This window comes from Marinobacter profundi (genome assembly GCF_002744715.1).
Taxonomy (GTDB): Bacteria; Pseudomonadota; Gammaproteobacteria; order Pseudomonadales; family Oleiphilaceae; genus Marinobacter; species Marinobacter profundi.
In genome coordinates, this window is sequence record NZ_KZ319370.1 from 79,977 (window position 1) to 95,785 (window position 15,809).

Annotated in this window: 14 protein-coding genes; 5 read left to right on the plus strand and 9 right to left on the minus strand. The window is 61.9% G+C overall.

Annotation, left to right across the window (positions count from 1 at the left end; genetic code table 11):
* Positions 1-93: 93 nt before the first annotated feature.
* The gene (locus CLH61_RS08390; protein WP_099614624.1) at positions 94-870 is read right to left on the minus strand and encodes an enoyl-CoA hydratase; all 777 of its coding nucleotides are present in this window, start codon (positions 868-870) and stop codon (positions 94-96) included.
* A 242-nt stretch (positions 871-1,112) separates the two neighbouring features.
* Between CLH61_RS08390 and CLH61_RS08395 the strand changes: the two genes are divergently transcribed.
* From CLH61_RS08395 to CLH61_RS08415, 5 genes are all read left to right on the plus strand, one after another.
* Positions 1,113-2,777: an AMP-binding protein gene (locus tag CLH61_RS08395; RefSeq protein WP_099614278.1), complete on the plus strand. Its 1,665-nt coding sequence runs from the start codon at positions 1,113-1,115 to the stop codon at positions 2,775-2,777.
* Positions 2,778-2,813: 36 nt separating this feature from the next.
* Positions 2,814-3,581: an SDR family NAD(P)-dependent oxidoreductase gene (locus tag CLH61_RS08400; protein ID WP_099614279.1), complete on the plus strand. Its 768-nt coding sequence runs from the start codon at positions 2,814-2,816 to the stop codon at positions 3,579-3,581.
* Between the two features lie 32 nt (positions 3,582-3,613).
* Positions 3,614-4,396, plus strand: coding sequence for a 2-ketocyclohexanecarboxyl-CoA hydrolase (gene badI, locus CLH61_RS08405; protein WP_099614280.1), 783 nt, complete (start codon positions 3,614-3,616; stop codon positions 4,394-4,396).
* Positions 4,397-4,452: 56 nt separating this feature from the next.
* Positions 4,453-5,592: a cyclohexanecarboxyl-CoA dehydrogenase gene (gene aliB, locus CLH61_RS08410; protein ID WP_099614281.1), complete on the plus strand. Its 1,140-nt coding sequence runs from the start codon at positions 4,453-4,455 to the stop codon at positions 5,590-5,592.
* Positions 5,593-5,675: 83 nt separating this feature from the next.
* Positions 5,676-6,173, plus strand: a complete 498-nt coding sequence (locus tag CLH61_RS08415; protein WP_099614282.1) for a MarR family winged helix-turn-helix transcriptional regulator — start codon at positions 5,676-5,678, stop codon at positions 6,171-6,173.
* Positions 6,174-6,205: 32 nt separating this feature from the next.
* On the opposite strand, the gene CLH61_RS08420 is transcribed toward CLH61_RS08415, so the two are convergent.
* The 8 genes from CLH61_RS08420 to atpD all read right to left on the minus strand — a co-directional run bounded on the left by CLH61_RS08420 (position 6,206) and on the right by atpD (position 15,774).
* A complete protein-coding gene (locus CLH61_RS08420) occupies positions 6,206-6,970 on the minus strand; it encodes a HAMP domain-containing protein (protein ID WP_099614283.1) in 765 nt (254 codons plus the stop codon).
* Positions 6,967-7,797 carry a phosphate/phosphite/phosphonate ABC transporter substrate-binding protein gene (locus tag CLH61_RS08425; protein WP_099614284.1) on the minus strand — a complete coding sequence of 277 codons (831 nt, stop codon included), beginning with the start codon at positions 7,795-7,797 and terminating at the stop codon, positions 6,967-6,969. The genes CLH61_RS08420 and CLH61_RS08425 overlap by 4 nt, the downstream gene beginning before the upstream one ends.
* 11 nt (positions 7,798-7,808) lie before the next feature.
* Entirely contained in the window at positions 7,809-9,761 is a 1,953-nt protein-coding gene (locus tag CLH61_RS08430; RefSeq protein ID WP_099614285.1) for an EAL domain-containing protein, read from the minus strand.
* Positions 9,762-9,763: 2 nt separating this feature from the next.
* Positions 9,764-10,228, minus strand: coding sequence for a putative pterin-binding protein (locus CLH61_RS08435; RefSeq protein ID WP_099614286.1), 465 nt, complete (start codon positions 10,226-10,228; stop codon positions 9,764-9,766).
* A 275-nt stretch (positions 10,229-10,503) separates the two neighbouring features.
* Positions 10,504-12,336, minus strand: a complete 1,833-nt coding sequence (gene glmS / locus CLH61_RS08440; protein WP_099614287.1) for a glutamine--fructose-6-phosphate transaminase (isomerizing) — start codon at positions 12,334-12,336, stop codon at positions 10,504-10,506.
* 61 nt (positions 12,337-12,397) lie between these two features.
* Positions 12,398-13,765, minus strand: a complete 1,368-nt coding sequence (glmU, locus tag CLH61_RS08445; protein WP_099614288.1) for a bifunctional UDP-N-acetylglucosamine diphosphorylase/glucosamine-1-phosphate N-acetyltransferase GlmU — start codon at positions 13,763-13,765, stop codon at positions 12,398-12,400.
* A 150-nt stretch (positions 13,766-13,915) separates the two neighbouring features.
* Entirely contained in the window at positions 13,916-14,338 is a 423-nt protein-coding gene (locus tag CLH61_RS08450) for a F0F1 ATP synthase subunit epsilon (RefSeq protein ID WP_099614289.1), read from the minus strand.
* 41 nt (positions 14,339-14,379) lie between these two features.
* Positions 14,380-15,774, minus strand: coding sequence for a F0F1 ATP synthase subunit beta (atpD, locus tag CLH61_RS08455; RefSeq protein WP_099614290.1), 1,395 nt, complete (start codon positions 15,772-15,774; stop codon positions 14,380-14,382).
* Positions 15,775-15,809 lie beyond the last annotated feature (35 nt).

Here is a 15,809-nt window from a genome sequence, read left to right on the forward strand (position 1 = left end):
GCCCACATCGGCCGGAGCCGGTCATTAGGATTGATAATGGCGGCTTCGATCCCCATCAGCAACCGTCGGCCGGCACTGCCCGGGCCCTGCGGGTTATCGGTGCTGCCACTCGGGCGGACGTTTCTCGAGGAACGCGGTCATCCCCTCAGCGCGGTCCTCGCTGGCAAAACTGGACCACAGCAGCCGGCGTTCGTATTCGATACCCGCTTTCAGGGGGGTCTCGAACGCCTGGTTGACCGCGTCCTTGTTGATCATCGTCGCCATCTGCGAATAACCGGCAATTTCCGCCGCCACCGCCAGGGCCTCGCCGAGCAACTCCCCGGCGGGGACGACCCTGCTTACCAGGCCACTGCGTTCCGCTTCCGCGGCATCCATCATCCGCCCGGTCAGGCACAGATCCATGGTCCTGGCCTTGCCGATGGCCCGCGCCAGGCGTTGGGTACCGCCAGCTCCGGGCAAGGTGCCGATCTTCACTTCCGGCTGGCCGAATCGGGCGGTGTCCGCCGCTATCAGCAGGTCACACATCATCGCCAGCTCACATCCGCCGCCCAGGGCCAGCCCGGCCACCGCGGCAATTACCGGCTTGCGGCACCGGGTCACTGCTTCCCAATTGGCAGAGATAAAGCTCTCCCGGTACGCCCGGGAGAAATCCAGCCCCTGCACCTCGGAAATATCGGCACCGGCGGCAAAGGCCTTGTCGTTACCGGTAAGGACGATGACGCGGATGGAATCGTCGGCTTCGAGGGTCGCCAGCGCCTCGGATAACTCATTCATCAGCGCGTTGTTCAGCGCGTTGTACACCGCCGGCCGATTGAGCCGGATGAGCGCGACCGCCTCGTGCCGTTCAAGCAATATGTTGCTGTACATAATAACCAACTCCCATAAAAGGGTTTTTGTTATTTCCTTTCGGTCATGCCTGTTAAAGCAAACACTCCAACAAGACCCAGGATGCAAAACAGACTACACCCGAATAATTTTTACCGCAACATGTTGACATATTATTTGGTGAGGGCGTATTTTGGAATGGAGCAATTCTGGAACGGACGAACAGAACGACCTGAATCTGCAGTCAGGCCCCTACAACAACAAACCGGACACAACAGGTGAATCAGATGGAAACAGGTATCACTCCCAACCCGGCCCGCCGTGCAGCGATGACAGCAAGCGGCGCCTGGAACGACAAACTCATAACCAGTTACCTGGATGAGGCCGTGGCGGCAACGCCGGAGCGTGAGGCCATCGTCAGCTACCGGGTAACGGAAGACACCCGCACCGCCCTGACCTATCGCGAGCTGAACGACATCGTCACCCGTATGGCCGCCGGCCTGGCTGCTATGGGCATTGCCAAAGGCGACGTGGTGGCCTGCCAGCTGCCCAACTGGTGGCAAACCACCGCCCTGCACCTGGCCTGCATGCGCATCGGCGCCATCCTGAACCCGCTGATGCCGATCTTCCGCGAGCGGGAGCTGCGCTTCATGCTGGGTCACGGCGACGCCAAACTGCTGGTGATTCCCAAGGTATTCCGCAATTTCGACTACGAAGCCATGGTGGACGGCCTGCTCGGCGATCTGCCGAAGCTGGGCACCGTGCTGGTCATCGGTGGTAACGGCGCCCGCAGTTTTGAGGACCGCCTGCTCAACACCCCCTGGGAACAGCAGCAGGACACCGCCGCGCTGTTCCGCGAGCGCCAGCCCGCCGCAGACGATGTCATCCAGATTCTGTACACCTCCGGTACCACCGGCGAACCCAAGGGGGTGATGCACACCTCCAACACCCTGTTTTCCAATGTGCGGCCCTATGCCGACCGCCTCCACCTGGGCGCCGCCGACCGGGTACTGATGGCCTCGCCGCTGGCGCACCAGACCGGCTTCCTCTACGGCGTAATGATGCCGGTATACCTGGGCACCACCGCCATCCTGCAGGACATCTGGGATGCCGATTTCGTCTGCAAGGTGATCGCTGCCGAACAGCCGGCCTTCACCATGGCCGCCACTCCGTTCCTGGCCGACCTGGTGAAGACCGCACCGAAACACCAGGGCGAACTGGACTCGCTGCGCATTTTCGTGTCTGCCGGTGCGCCGATTCCCAGTGCCGTAGTGGAGCAGGCCAGCAAGGTGCTGAACGCGAAAATCGTGTCCGCCTGGGGCATGACGGAGAACGGCGCGGTCACCATGACCTGCCCGGAAGACCCTGCCGAACGCGCCAGTCAGTCCGACGGCAAGGCGCTGCCTTATATGGACGTGAAAGTGACCGATTTTCAGGGCAACGACCTGCCCGCCGGTGAGGAAGGCAACCTGCTGGTACGCGGTGCCAGCCTGTTCGTCGGCTACCTCAAGCGCCCGGAACTCTATGGCGTGGATGAGGACGGCTGGTTCAGCACCGGCGACCTCGCCCGCATGGACAAGGACGGTTACATCCGCATCACCGGTCGCACCAAAGACGTGGTGATTCGCGGCGGCGAGAACATCCCGGTGGTGGAAGTGGAGAACCTGCTCTACAAGTTTCCCGGCATTGTCGATGTGGCGCTGGTGGGCTGCCCGGATGACCGTCTGGGTGAGCGGTTGTGTGCCTACGTCACCCTGGATGAGAACCAGACCGAGCTGACCCTGGACCAGGTCAAGGACTACCTGGTGAAGGCCCAGCTGTCCAAGAACTACCTGCCGGAATACCTGGAAGTGATCGAGGCGATGCCCCGCACCCCCTCCGGCAAGATCCAGAAATTCAAACTGCGGGAGCAGGCGAAAGACATTCGCGTCGAACCGGCGAAACGCGCCTGACCCGACACTTTTAACTGAACAACGGGAGAACCAGCGATGAAAGGTCTTAACGGAAAAACAGTAATCGTCACCGGCGGTGGCGGTGGCATCGGTCGCGCGGTGTGCCTGCGCTTTGCCGCGGAAGGCAGCCTCGTTGCCGTGCTGGACCGTGACGAGAACGCAGCCCGGGCGACCGTTGATCTGGTCACCGAAGCCGGCGGCAAGGCCCGCGCCTATGCCGCCGACATCACCGATTACGCCGCCATCACGGACACCGTGGCCGCCATCGAAAGCGATCTGGGCGTCCCCACGGTGCTGGTGAACAACGCCGGCTTTGACCGCTTCATGCCGTTCCTGAAAACCGAACCGAAACTCTGGGACCAGCTGATCGCGGTGAATCTCACCGGCGCCCTCAACATGCACCACGTGGTACTGCCGAAAATGGTAGCCGCCGGTGGTGGCAAGGTGATCAACGTGGCGTCCGACGCAGCCCGGGTCGGGTCCTCCGGCGAGTCCGTGTACGCCGCCTGCAAGGCCGGGCTGGTGGGCTTCAGCAAGACCGTGGCGCGGGAACTGGCCACCAGGAACGTCTGCCTGAACGTGGTCTGCCCCGGCCCCACCGACACTGCGCTGCTCAAGGGCGTGGCGGAAACCGCACCGAACCCCGAGAAGCTGCTGGAAGCCTTCCGCAACGCGGTACCGATGAAGCGCCTGGCCCAGCCGGAAGACTACCCCGGCATCATCGCCCTGCTCGCCAGTGACGACGCCAACTTCATCACCGGACAGGTCATCAGTGTGTCCGGCGGCCTCACCATGGCCGGCTAAACGCCCGCTTCTACCCTAACGGAGACTGCACCATGAATTACGAAGATATTCTCTACGACGAAACCAACGGCGTCGCCACCATCACCATCAATCGCGCCGACCGTTATAACGCCTTCCGTGGCCAGACCTGCATGGAACTGCTGGACGCCTTCAACCGCGCCGGCTGGAACAAGGAAATCGGGGTGATCGTGCTCACCGGGGCCGGTGACAAGGCGTTCTGTACCGGCGGCGACCAGGGTGCCCACGAAGGCCAGTACGACGGCCGCGGGCTGATCGGCCTGCCGGTGGAAGAACTGCAGCGCACCATCCGCGAAGTGCCCAAGCCGGTAATCGCCCGGGTCAACGGCTTCGCCATCGGCGGCGGCCATGTGCTGCATGTGATCTGCGACCTCAGCATTGCCTCCGAAACCGCCATTTTCGGTCAGGTCGGCCCCAAGGTCGGCTCCGTCGATCCCGGCTTCGGCACCGCCTACCTGGCCCGCGTCGTCGGTGAAAAACGCGCCCGCGAGATCTGGTACCTGTGCCGCAAGTACACCGCGCAACAGGCACTGGAGTGGGGTCTGGTCAACGCCGTGGTACCACCCGAACAGCTCGATGAAGAGGTCCAGAAGTGGTGTGAGGAAATCCTCGAGAAGAGCCCGACCGCCCTGTCCATTGCCAAGCGTTCCTTCAACGCCGACAGCGACAACATCGGTGGTATCGGCGGCCTCGGCATGCAGGCACTGAGCCTGTACTACGACACCGAGGAGTCGAAGGAAGGCGTCAAAGCCTTCAAGGAAAAGCGCAAGCCAGAATTCCGCAAGTACTACAAGTAAGCTGATGCGCCCGGTGGCCTGGAGCCACCGGGCCACCGACGACGCCGGAGAACACCATGAATTTCGCATTCAATGAAGAACAAAACGCGATCCGCGAGGTTGTGGCCCGCTTCAGTGCCGAGGTATTGGCGCCAGGCTACCGCAAACGGGACCAGGAAGGGGTCATCGAGCGCGACGTCATCCGCCAGCTCGGTGAAATGGGCCTGCTCGGCGGCGAGCTGCCGGAGGAATTCGGTGGCAGTGGCATGGACTGTGTCACCAGCGGCCTGATCATCGAAGAAATTGCCAGGGGCGATTTCAACGTCGGCTACATTCCGCTGCTGACTTCCCTGAACGGCCAGATCATCGCCAGCCACGCCGCCCCGGAGCTGGCCAAAGAGTGGCTGCACGGCATGACCACCGGGCAAAAGGTGGCCTGCATCGCGCTGACCGAACCCCACGGCGGTTCCGACGCCGCCAACCTGCGGCTGAAGGCGGAGCGCAAAGGCGACGTCTACGTGCTCAATGGCGAGAAAACCTCCATTTCCATGGCCGACCAGGCCGACGTGGCAGTGGTGTTTGCCCGCACTGGCACGGTGGAACAACGCGCTTCCGGCATCAGCGCCTTCCTGGTGCCCATGGCCAGCCCGGGCATCACCACCACCCGGTTCGAGGATAATGGCCAGCGTGCCATCGGCCGCGGCTCCATTTTCTTCGACAACGTGGAAGTGCCGGCCAGCCACAGAATGGGTGACGAAGGCAAAGGCTTCAAACAGGTCATGCAGGGCTTCGATTACAGCCGTGCGCTGATCGGCCTGCAGTGCCTGGCGGTGGCGCAGCAATCACTGGATGAAACCTGGCAATGGCTGACCGAGCGTACCGCCTTCGGCCAGAACCTGGCCGCGTTCCAGGGCCTGACCCATCCTCTGGCGGAATACCAGACCTACGTTCATGCCGCACGCATGCAGTGCTACCATGCGCTCTGGCTCAAGGACAACAACCTGCCCCACAACGCCGAAGCAGCGATGAACAAGTGGTGGGGGCCCAAACTGGCATTCGATGTGGTAAAACAGTGCCTGCTGGCGCACGGCCACACCGGCTGGGGCGAGGACCTGCCCTTTGCCCAGCGCCTGCGGGATGTGCTTGGCCTGCAGATTGGTGACGGCACCGCGCAGATCATGAAGAACATCATCGCACGCGAATACCTGCCCAAGTGATGCGCCCCCTGTCCTCCACGATTCGGGGTGCCGAAGACAGCGTGCCCTGGCCCCTCGGCCGGGGCAGCACTACAGGAGCACAGATGATCGCCAACGAATCCGGAGGCATTCCCAACCGGCTGTTTTTCCGCCTGTTCCAGACCGGAAACATCCTCCAGCGCCAGGTCCAGAACGAGATGGGCATCAGCGCCGTGCAATGGGCGGTGCTGGGTGCGCTGTCACGGGAAGGTTTCGAGGAAGGCACCTCGTTCAACCAGCTCAAGGAGTACCTCTACGTCAGTCGGCAGAGCCTCGACGGGGTGCTGAAGCGGATGGAACGGGACGGCCATGTGGTCCGAATCCCCGATCCCCAGGACCGCCGTGCCCGACTGGTCTGCCTCACCGACAGTGGCCGGGACTTCTGGAACCGGCTGCAGGGCACCATTGCCGAGTTCTACCAGCAGGCCCTGCAGGGGATGAGTTTCGATGACGGAGTCAGCATGCTGCATCTGTTGAAAAAACTGCAGCACGGCATGGTGCAGGTGGCGCTGACGTCCACCGATACCCTGACCGCCGGGAAGCCCGGCCGAACGGAGGACTGACTGGCAGGGCAGCCGATTAACCGGCGACGTTCCTAGCTGCGGTCACGCAATTCGGCAATCTTGCGTTGCAGCAACTGGTTGAGCTCCTCCAGTTCCCGAACCCGCTGCCCCCGGGATTCGTGCTCCCACCGCATCCGCTCGGTCAGCCGATCAATTTCCTGCGCCAGTTCCGCGACCTCGTCGGTAACCCGGTCTTGGATTCTTGCACTGTAATCTCCGGCATTCGCCCGCTCCACCACCACTTTCATGTGGTGCAGGCGACGCACCAGGTAGTACCCGGCGGCAATCGAGAACAGCGCCGCCAGCAACACTTCAACGGCGGCGATCAGCAGGCTCTTGGTGCGCAGTGCGGCGATGGCCGCGTTCTGGGCGCGAAGGTCCAGGCCCACCTCCACCGTGCCATAGTGCAGCCCGGCCTTTTCGATGGCGGCGGCTGCCATATACAGATCCGGCAATGCGGTGCTGTCACCCGCAACCGCGAACGGCTGCAACAGGGCGTCGGCATCCCCGGCCTGCGCCAGCAGGCGACCGTCATAGTCGATCACCCGGGCAAAGGCGGTACCCGGTGTTGCCGCCGCCGCATCAACAAACGATTGCAGCGAACCCAGGTCGAGGGAGAGCACGTCGTCGGCTGCGGTGGCGGCGAAGACGCGGGCAATTGACTGGGCCCTGCGCTCAACCTCGGCCGTCGTCGAACGGCTGATGAAATGAAACACCGAATACAACAACACCATCAGCATCAGGACCTCGATGAGCCCGATCCCGAGCACCGCCTGGGTTCGCAGGGACAGCTTCAAAGGGCATCCTCACCTGGGGTTGTTATCAGGTCGAGTCCTAGCCCACGGACATCATCCCAGTCACTGTCTGCTGCGGGTACGATGGGCGATACGTTGAGCCGCTCCAGCAAGGCCCGGCCGTCCTCATTCTGGCCCAGGGCGACGAGCAGTTGTTGCAGCCGCCGGCCCCACTCTGGCTCGACGTCCGGATGCACCGCAAAGGCATGGGGCGTATAGCCCTTGGAGCGCCAGAGCACCCTGACCCCCTCCAGCCCGGTTTTGAGGGCCCGGTGGTAGGTGCGCTCTATGCCGCCACCGGCCACCGCGAAGCCTTTCGCAACATTCAGGTAGACCGATTCGTGGGAACCGACAAATTGTGGGGTATAGCGCACTCCAAGCCGTTCGAGCTCCGCCCGCACCAGCAGAGTCGCGGCAAATGCTGCCGGTGCCGGGAAGGCAACGGTCTGGCCTTCGAGAGCCTCAAGACCCGTGGCAGGGTTACTTTCAGCAACCACCACAATGCCATGGATCCGCTTGTCACCCTCCCGCGCAATGGCCCGATAGCCCGGGCTGCTGCTGAACTCCACATAGTGATACGGGTTCATGTAGACAATGTCGTACTGACCCTCCAGCACCCGCCGCTCAAAGGTGGGGATATCCGGTGCCGTCGCAAAACGGACGGGGACACCCAGCTCGGCAGACAACAGGCGCATCAGCGGTGTCCACTGTTCCGCCAGCCGGCCGGCGGACTCCTGGGGCACCACACCAAAGGTCAGCGTGGCGGCCTGCAGCGGGGCAGCCAGCAGCGCCAGCAGCATCAAAACCGAACGGATCAACAGGTTCGCCATGACAGGTCTTGTTACCTTGCGAGAGGGTGGGAAGCGGAAACCGGCAGCGGCGTTGCGGTCGGGTATTCGGTCTGCGGATCCAGCAGCAGTGCCATATAGTCATTGAACGGCATGGGCCGGTAGGCGTGGTAACCCTGAATGAGGGTGCCCCCGAGCTGACGCACCAGATCCCACTGGGCCTGGTTCTCGACCCCTTCGATCACGCTCTTCATATAGGCCTGGTCCGCCATCGCAATAATGGAACCCAGAAAGCGGGCCATATCGCGGTTATGCTCGATCCCATCGACAAAGCAGCGGTCGATTTTGACCCGGTCCACCTTGAGTTCCCGGACATACTCCAGGGATGAATGGCCGGTACCAAAATCATCCAGCGCAAAGGTGACGCCCAGTGCCTGCAGCTGGCGGATCAGCTCATTGACCCGCTCGAAGCTGAGCGCAGCGTTATCCTCGGTGATCTCCATGCACAGCGCGGTGGCCGGAATACCCGCGTCGATCAGCAACGCCCGGACATCGCCAACCAGGGTCTCCGAGAGCATGGCCGGATTGAGATTGATCGATAAGGTACCGTGGTAGCCCAACTCCCCGTAAAGCTGACCGGTTTCCCGGGCCACCTCGCGAAAGATCCACCGCCCCAGTGCCTCGCCCAGACCGTAGCGTTCGCAGATTTCCACCACCAGGTTGGGGGGCACAAAGCCGATGACCTGGTCCTGACAGCGCAGCAGCACCTCGGCGCCGGTGATATGACGAATGTTGTCGGCACTGACGATAGGCTGATACACCATCGTCAGGCGCAGCCCCGACGGCTCGCCCTGGAAAAACCGGACCAGGCCGCTGTGGATCACCGTTTCCTGGCGGATACGACGGCGCAGTTCGGCACCGTTGATGTAATGGGAGCGCCCCTCCAGATGGGCCTGCGCCAGTGCCCGGTGGGCTTGCTGGTAACGGGACTGCCAGCCGGAGCAGTTACCGACACAGGGCGCATCGGCACCAAACACCCCGGAAATCCGTACTACCGCATCGCCGATCTGCCAGTCAAACGTAGTGGCCGCCACCAGCCCGCCAACCATCTCTTCGATCTCTAGCCCGGCGGCAGGCACGGCCAGGATGACAAACTCACCCTGGGCGATCTGGATCAGCTCATCCGTGGCGGCCAACTTCGACCAGAGCTGGCGGATAAACGCCCGCGACAGTTCAGCGACTTCCCGCTGGCCACATTCGGCGAGTACCAGCTGGAATTCCCGGATCTCGCACACCACAATGGCCCTGGCCGGATCTACCGTACGGATGGATTGCAGATAGTTGCTGTTGGGCAGGCCGGTCACCCGGTCGATGCGGGCCTGCTTGCGGCTGGCGAGCAGCGCCAGCGCCAGATAGGCAAAGATGATCACGATCGCAGCCAGGGTCAGCAGGCGCAGCCTGGACAGCCGGTCCCGCGACGCCTCCAGATCAATCATCAGCTGGCCCAGCTTGCCACCAATAAAGTTATCGACGACCAGCCGATCAATCTGGGCCTTATGCCCGGTCCAGAACGATACCAGCGGCTCCCAGCCAGGCTGCGCTGCCGCCGACGCGGCCAGCAACGTGCTTTCCTGGGCCTGATAGTCGGCAAACAGCGCCTTCAGCCGCGTTTCGTTATCGCCGTAGTGGCGAAGGGGTGCCGATTCATCGCTCTTCAACAGATAGTCATAGCGACTCCAGAGCACATCGTAACGAAGCATCACCTCGTCCGGGTCACCCACTCCCGCGGCAGCCAGCGCCAACTCCCGGTCGAGGGTACTGGCCTCCTGCCGCAACTGGGCCAGACTCCAGGACGAGACCCGGACCGCCGCCAGCGAAAATGACTGTAACTTGCGATCCTGCAGGTAGGTGTAAAAGCTGGCACCGACGAGCCCCAGCATTACCACGAACAGGAAAACAAAAGTACGCCGCAAAAGCAGCCGTTTTTGCACGGTTTTCCGGATCATGGTCAGTCCAGCTCGATAGCGGACAATTGCCAGACCATGTAGCGGTGAAAGGTCTCATTGTTCAGTGCCGGGCGGTCCGACAGCGGCAACATGATCCAGAACGGGCCGCGATTGCGCACCGACATAAGGTTGCCATCCATCCGGGTCGCAACAATGGCCCCCAAGCCCATCAACTCGTCGAGGGTTGCCGTCACCTGGTAATCGTTGAGGGCACGGAAGGTCAGCCCGCGCTGACCGGCCAGGCCAAACGCCTCCAGCACCCGCCTCAGGGTGGGCCCGGTAAACTCCCGTGTGCCGTCAAAATACGGCGTCGCCGTTACGATGGTGGTCTGCGGAAAGGTCTCCAGTTCCTCCCGGTCGAAAACCAGGGTCTGGGCCCCGTGACGGATTGTCAGTTCCGGCGCGGCAAAGGCCGACACGGAAAGCAGCAGCAAGGCGAAGAATGCAGACAGGGGCGAGCGCTTCATGGGCAACGGAAATCCGGCAAAATTGGTTAATCATCAATCTGCCGCGAATACTAGTCAGCTGCGAAGGGCCGCACCATCCCTCAATTGTAAACTTCGGTCAAACCGCCACGGGGGGCTGCGGGGGCGACCGGTGAAACAGGATTTTTGTATTTTAAAACAATAGGTTAAACAGTTTTTCCGGACACTTCAGGGAGATATGTAGTTTCCACAGCGCCTGCCCGCGGTCCCCGTTCGGGGACCGACGGGATGAATAGCCCCGTACCGCTACCCGGCCCTCACTCCACCGTCACACTCTTCGCCAGGTTACGCGGCTGGTCGACGTCGGTGCCCTTGAGCACCGCGACGTGATAAGACAGCAGCTGCAACGGTACGGTGTAGACAATCGGTGCGGTGATCGGGTGGACCGGCGGGATCTGCAGGACGTGGATGCCATCGCCGGCCTTCACCTCGGCGGCCTTGTCGGCAAACACGAACAGTTCGCCACCGCGGGCGCGGACTTCTTCCAGGTTGGATTTGAGCTTTTCCACCAGGTCGTTGTTGGGCGCCACGGTGACCACCGGCATTTCGCTGTCCACCAGGGCCAGCGGGCCATGCTTGAGCTCACCCGCCGGGTAGGCCTCGGCGTGGATGTAGGAGATTTCCTTGAGCTTGAGGGCGCCTTCCTGGGCCACCGGGTACATGGCACCGCGGCCCAGGAACAGGCTGTGGTTCTTGTCCATGAAGGCTCGGGCCAGCTCGGCAATGTCGCTGTCCAGCGCCAGCACTTGTTCGACCTGGCCGGGCAACTGATGGATTGCCGCGATGATCTCGGCTTCCTGCTGCTCACTGAGTCCGTTATGACGGGCCAGTGCCAGGGTGAACAGCAACAGCGCAGTGAGCTGGGTAGTAAAGGCCTTGGTGGACGCCACCCCGATCTCCGGGCCGGCCTGGGTCATGATCACCAGATCCGACTCCCGCACCAGAGAACTGCCCGGTACGTTGCAGATCGCCAGCGCGGCGCGGAAGCCGGCCGCCTTGGCCTGACGCAGCGCGGCCAGGGTATCGGCGGTCTCGCCGGACTGGGAGATGCAGAGGAACAGGGTGTCGGGCTGGATCACGTGCTTGCGATAGCGGAATTCCGATGCCACCTCCACCGAACAGGGTACTCCGGCCAGCTCTTCGATCCAGTATCGGGCTACCATGCCGGCATGGTAGCTGGTGCCGCAGGCAATGATCTGGACATGGCGAACGTTTTCCAGCAGTTTGCCGGCTTCGGTACCCAGGGCCTGCTCCAGCACCCGGGAGGCGGTGACGCGGCCTTCCATGGTGGCCTTGATAACCTTGGGCTGCTCGTAGATTTCCTTGAGCATGTAATGGCGGTATTCGCCCTTGTCGGCAGAATCCGCGCCGTGTTCAAACCGGGTGATGCCGCGGTCGGCCGGGGCACCGCTGCGGTCCCAGATTTTGACGCTGTCGCGGCGGATATCGGCCAGGTCGCCCTCTTCAAGGAACATGAAACGGTCGGTCACCGGCAGCAGGGCCAGCTGGTCCGAGGCGATGAAGTTCTCGCCGATGCCGACGCCCACCACCAGCGGACTGCCTTCGCGGCACACCACCAGGTGGTCCGGTTCGTCGGCGTGCATGACCGCCAGCGCGTAGGCACCGCGGAGCTGGCCGATCGCCGCGCGCACGGCTTCGATCAGCGCCCCGGTACGGCGGTATTCCTGCTCGATCAGGTGGACGACCACCTCGGTGTCGGTCTGCGAGGTGAACTCGAAGCCGGCCGCTTTGAGCTGGTCGCGCAGCTCCTGGTAGTTCTCGATGATGCCGTTATGGACGATGGCCAGCCGGTCGCCGGACATATGGGGGTGGGCATTGAGCCGGGACGGTTCGCCGTGGGTAGCCCAACGGGTGTGGGCAATCCCCAGGTCACCACGGCAGGGGGTTTCCGCTATGGCATCGGCCAGCGCGGCGACCTTGCCCACTTCCCGGGCCCGCCGGATGCTGCCATCCGCCTGCAACACCGCCATGCCAGCGGAATCGTAGCCCCGGTATTCGAGGCGACGCAGCCCCTCCAGCAGAATACCCTGAACATCCCTTTCCGATACCGCACCTACAATTCCGCACATAGCTCAGTTACCTGTCCCGACGTTTCTCAATTCGTTGTTGCTGTTTACAGCCCGTAAGCCCTCAGGATTTCCTGACCGGCCGGTCCCAGTTATCGATATTTCGCTGACGACCACGGGCCACCGCCAGTTCCCCTTCCCCGACATCACGGGTGATGGTGGAACCGGCACCAAGGGTCGCGCCCTTGTCGATCGTCACCGGAGCCACCAGGGAGTTGTTGGAGCCCACGAACACGTCGTCTCCAATGACGGTACGGAACTTGTTTACCCCATCATAATTACAGGTGATGGTTCCCGCACCCACATTCACATTACGGCCCAGCTCGGCATCGCCCACATAACTCAGGTGGTTGATCTTGCTGCCCTCACCCACCAGCGCCTTCTTGGTTTCGACAAAGTTGCCCACCTTGGTGTTGGCTGCCAGCTCGGTACCCGGGCGCAACCGCGCAAACGGCCCGACTTGGGCATGGGCACCGACGATGGCACCTTCGATCACGCTGTTGGCCTTGATGTCGGCGCCGTCCGCGATGGTGGCGTCCCGGATCACGCAGCCCGGGCCGATGGAAACGTTGCTGCCAAGGGTTACCCGGCCTTCAAAGATCACGTTGACATCGATCAGCACGTCGTTGCCGATGGTCAGCTCACCACGAACGTCCACCCGGGCCGGATCCGCCAGGGTAGCGCCTTCGGTCATCAGCCGCTCGGCTTCGCGGGCCTGGTACCAGCGCTCGAGCTCCGCCAGCTGGATACGGTTGTTGACCCCCTGGACCTCGAAGGGGTTGGCCGGCTGCGAGACCTTCACCTCGAGCCCGTAAGCCACCGCCATGGCAATGATGTCGGTGAGGTAGTACTCGCCCTGGGCATTGCTGTTGGACAGCCGGGGCAGCCAGTCTTTCAGGTGGCCGGCAGACACCGCAAGAATTCCGGTATTGACCTCGGAGATCTGCTGCTGGGCGGCGCTGGCGTCTTTCTGTTCGACGATGGCGGTTACCCGGCCGTCCTGATCCCGCAGGATACGACCGTAACCATCAGGGTTGTCGAGGTTGACGGTCAGCAGTGCAAGTGACTGCTCACTTACCTGTGAGATCAGGTTCTCCAGGGTCTCCCGACGGGTCAGCGGTACGTCGCCATAAAGCACCAGGACGCTGGCGTCGTCCGGCAGCTGCGGCAGGGCCTGGGCGACGGCGTGACCGGTGCCCAGCTGTTGCTCCTGCAGCACCCAACTCAGGTCGGATTGCGCAGTGGCGGTGCGGACCTGCTCGGCACCATGGCCGATCACCGTGTGGATGCCGGAAGCGCCCAGTTGCCGGGCGGTATCGATCACATGGTGCAGCATCGGCTTGCCGGCCACCCGGTGCAGGACCTTGGGCAACGACGATTTCATTCTGGAGCCCTGGCCCGCTGCCAGGATCACGACGTGAAGAGGTGTCATATCCGTTCAACGCTCCCGCGCGTTAATCCGCTGTGCTGGAAAATAGAAAAAAGCCGCAGCCCCTGTGGAAACGGGTCAGCAGGAACATAGCTGGCCCGCCCCGGTCGGGGATGCGGCTTCGGGTGTTCGGTAACTCCTGACCGAAAGCGCTTAACGCACTTTGCGGCGCAGCTGCTGAATGGTGCGAAGCTGGGCAACAGCTTCGGCCAGTTCGGCAGCGGCACGGGAATACTCGAATTCACCGGTCTTGTTGGCAAGTGCAGTCTCGGCCGCCTTCTGGGCTTCGATAGCGGCAGCTTCGTCCACATCCTTGGCCCGAACGGCTGTATCGGCCAACAAAGTTACCAGATTGGGCTGCACTTCCAGATATCCGCCGGATACGTAAAGAATCTCTTCTTCACCACCCTGCTTGATGATCCGAATAGGGCCCGGCTTCAATTCTGTCAGCAGCGGGGTGTGACCCGGGGCGATACCCAGGTCACCTTCAGAACCCGCCGCGATCAGCATCTCAACCAATCCGGAATAGATCTTTGTTTCGGCACTTACCACATCACAATGCACGGTCATACCCATGTCAGTTGCCTCTTTGATCGATCCGGAAACAATGGCTCAGGTTACTTGTCGCCCTTCGCCTTCATTTCCTTCGCTTTCTCGACCGCTTCCTCGATGCTGCCGACCATGTAGAACGCCTGTTCAGGCATGTCGTCATAGTCGCCGTTGAGGATGCCCTTGAAGCTGCTGATGGTTTCCTTCAGCGGAACGTACTTACCGGGAGAACCGGTGAATACCTCAGCAACGTGGAACGGCTGGGACAAGAAACGCTCGATCTTACGGGCGCGGGCTACGGTCAGCTTGTCTTCTTCTGACAGCTCGTCCATACCCAGGATCGCGATGATGTCTTTCAGTTCCTTGTAGCGCTGCAGGTTGGTCTGCACGCCACGGGCGACCTCGTAGTGCTCGTGACCGATGATCAGCGGATCCAGCTGACGAGAGGTGGAGTCCAGCGGATCGATCGCCGGGTAGATACCCTTGGAGGCGATGTCACGGCTCAGTACCACAGTCGCATCCAGGTGCGAGAAGGTGGTTGCAGGCGACGGGTCAGTCAAATCGTCCGCCGGTACGTAGACCGCCTGGATCGAGGTGATAGAACCGTTCTTGGTGGAGGTGATCCGCTCCTGCAGCTGACCCATCTCTTCGGCCAGAGTCGGCTGGTAACCTACTGCAGACGGCATACGGCCGAGCAGTGCAGATACCTCGGTACCGGCCAGGGTGTAACGGTAGATGTTGTCAACGAACAACAGTACGTCACGACCTTCGTCACGGAACTTCTCGGCCATGGTGAGACCGGTCAGGGCCACACGCAGACGGTTTCCGGGGGGCTCGTTCATCTGGCCGTAAACCATGGCCACTTTGTCGAGAACGTTGGACTCCTTCATTTCATAGTAGAAGTCGTTACCTTCCCGGGTCCGCTCACCAACACCGGCGAATACGGAGAGACCGGAGTGCTCTTTCGCGATGTTGTTGATCAGTTCCATCATGTTTACGGTCTTGCCGACGCCGGCGCCACCGAACAGGCCAACCTTACCACCCTTGGCGAACGGGCAGATCAGGTCGATAACCTTGATGCCGGTTTCCAGCAGGTCGGCAGAGGCAGACTGGTCTGCATAGCCCGGAGCCTTGCGGTGGATACCCCAGCGCTCTTCTTCGCCGATCTCGCCCTGTTCGTCGATGGGACGACCCAGAACGTCCATGATACGGCCCAGTGTGGCAGTACCAACCGGTACCGAAATCGGTGCGCCGGTGTTTGTTGCTGTCAGGCCACGCTTCAGGCCCTCGGTGCTGCCCATGGCGATGGTACGAACAATGCCGTCACCCAGCTGCTGCTGGACTTCCAGAGTTGTTTCGCCACCTTCAAGCAGCAGTGCGTCATACACTTTGGGTACGGAGTCACGTGGGAATTCCACGTCGATAACCGCGCCAATGATCTGAACGATTTGTCCGCTACTCATGCTCGGTTCCTCGTTATCTAATAGTCAATAAAACC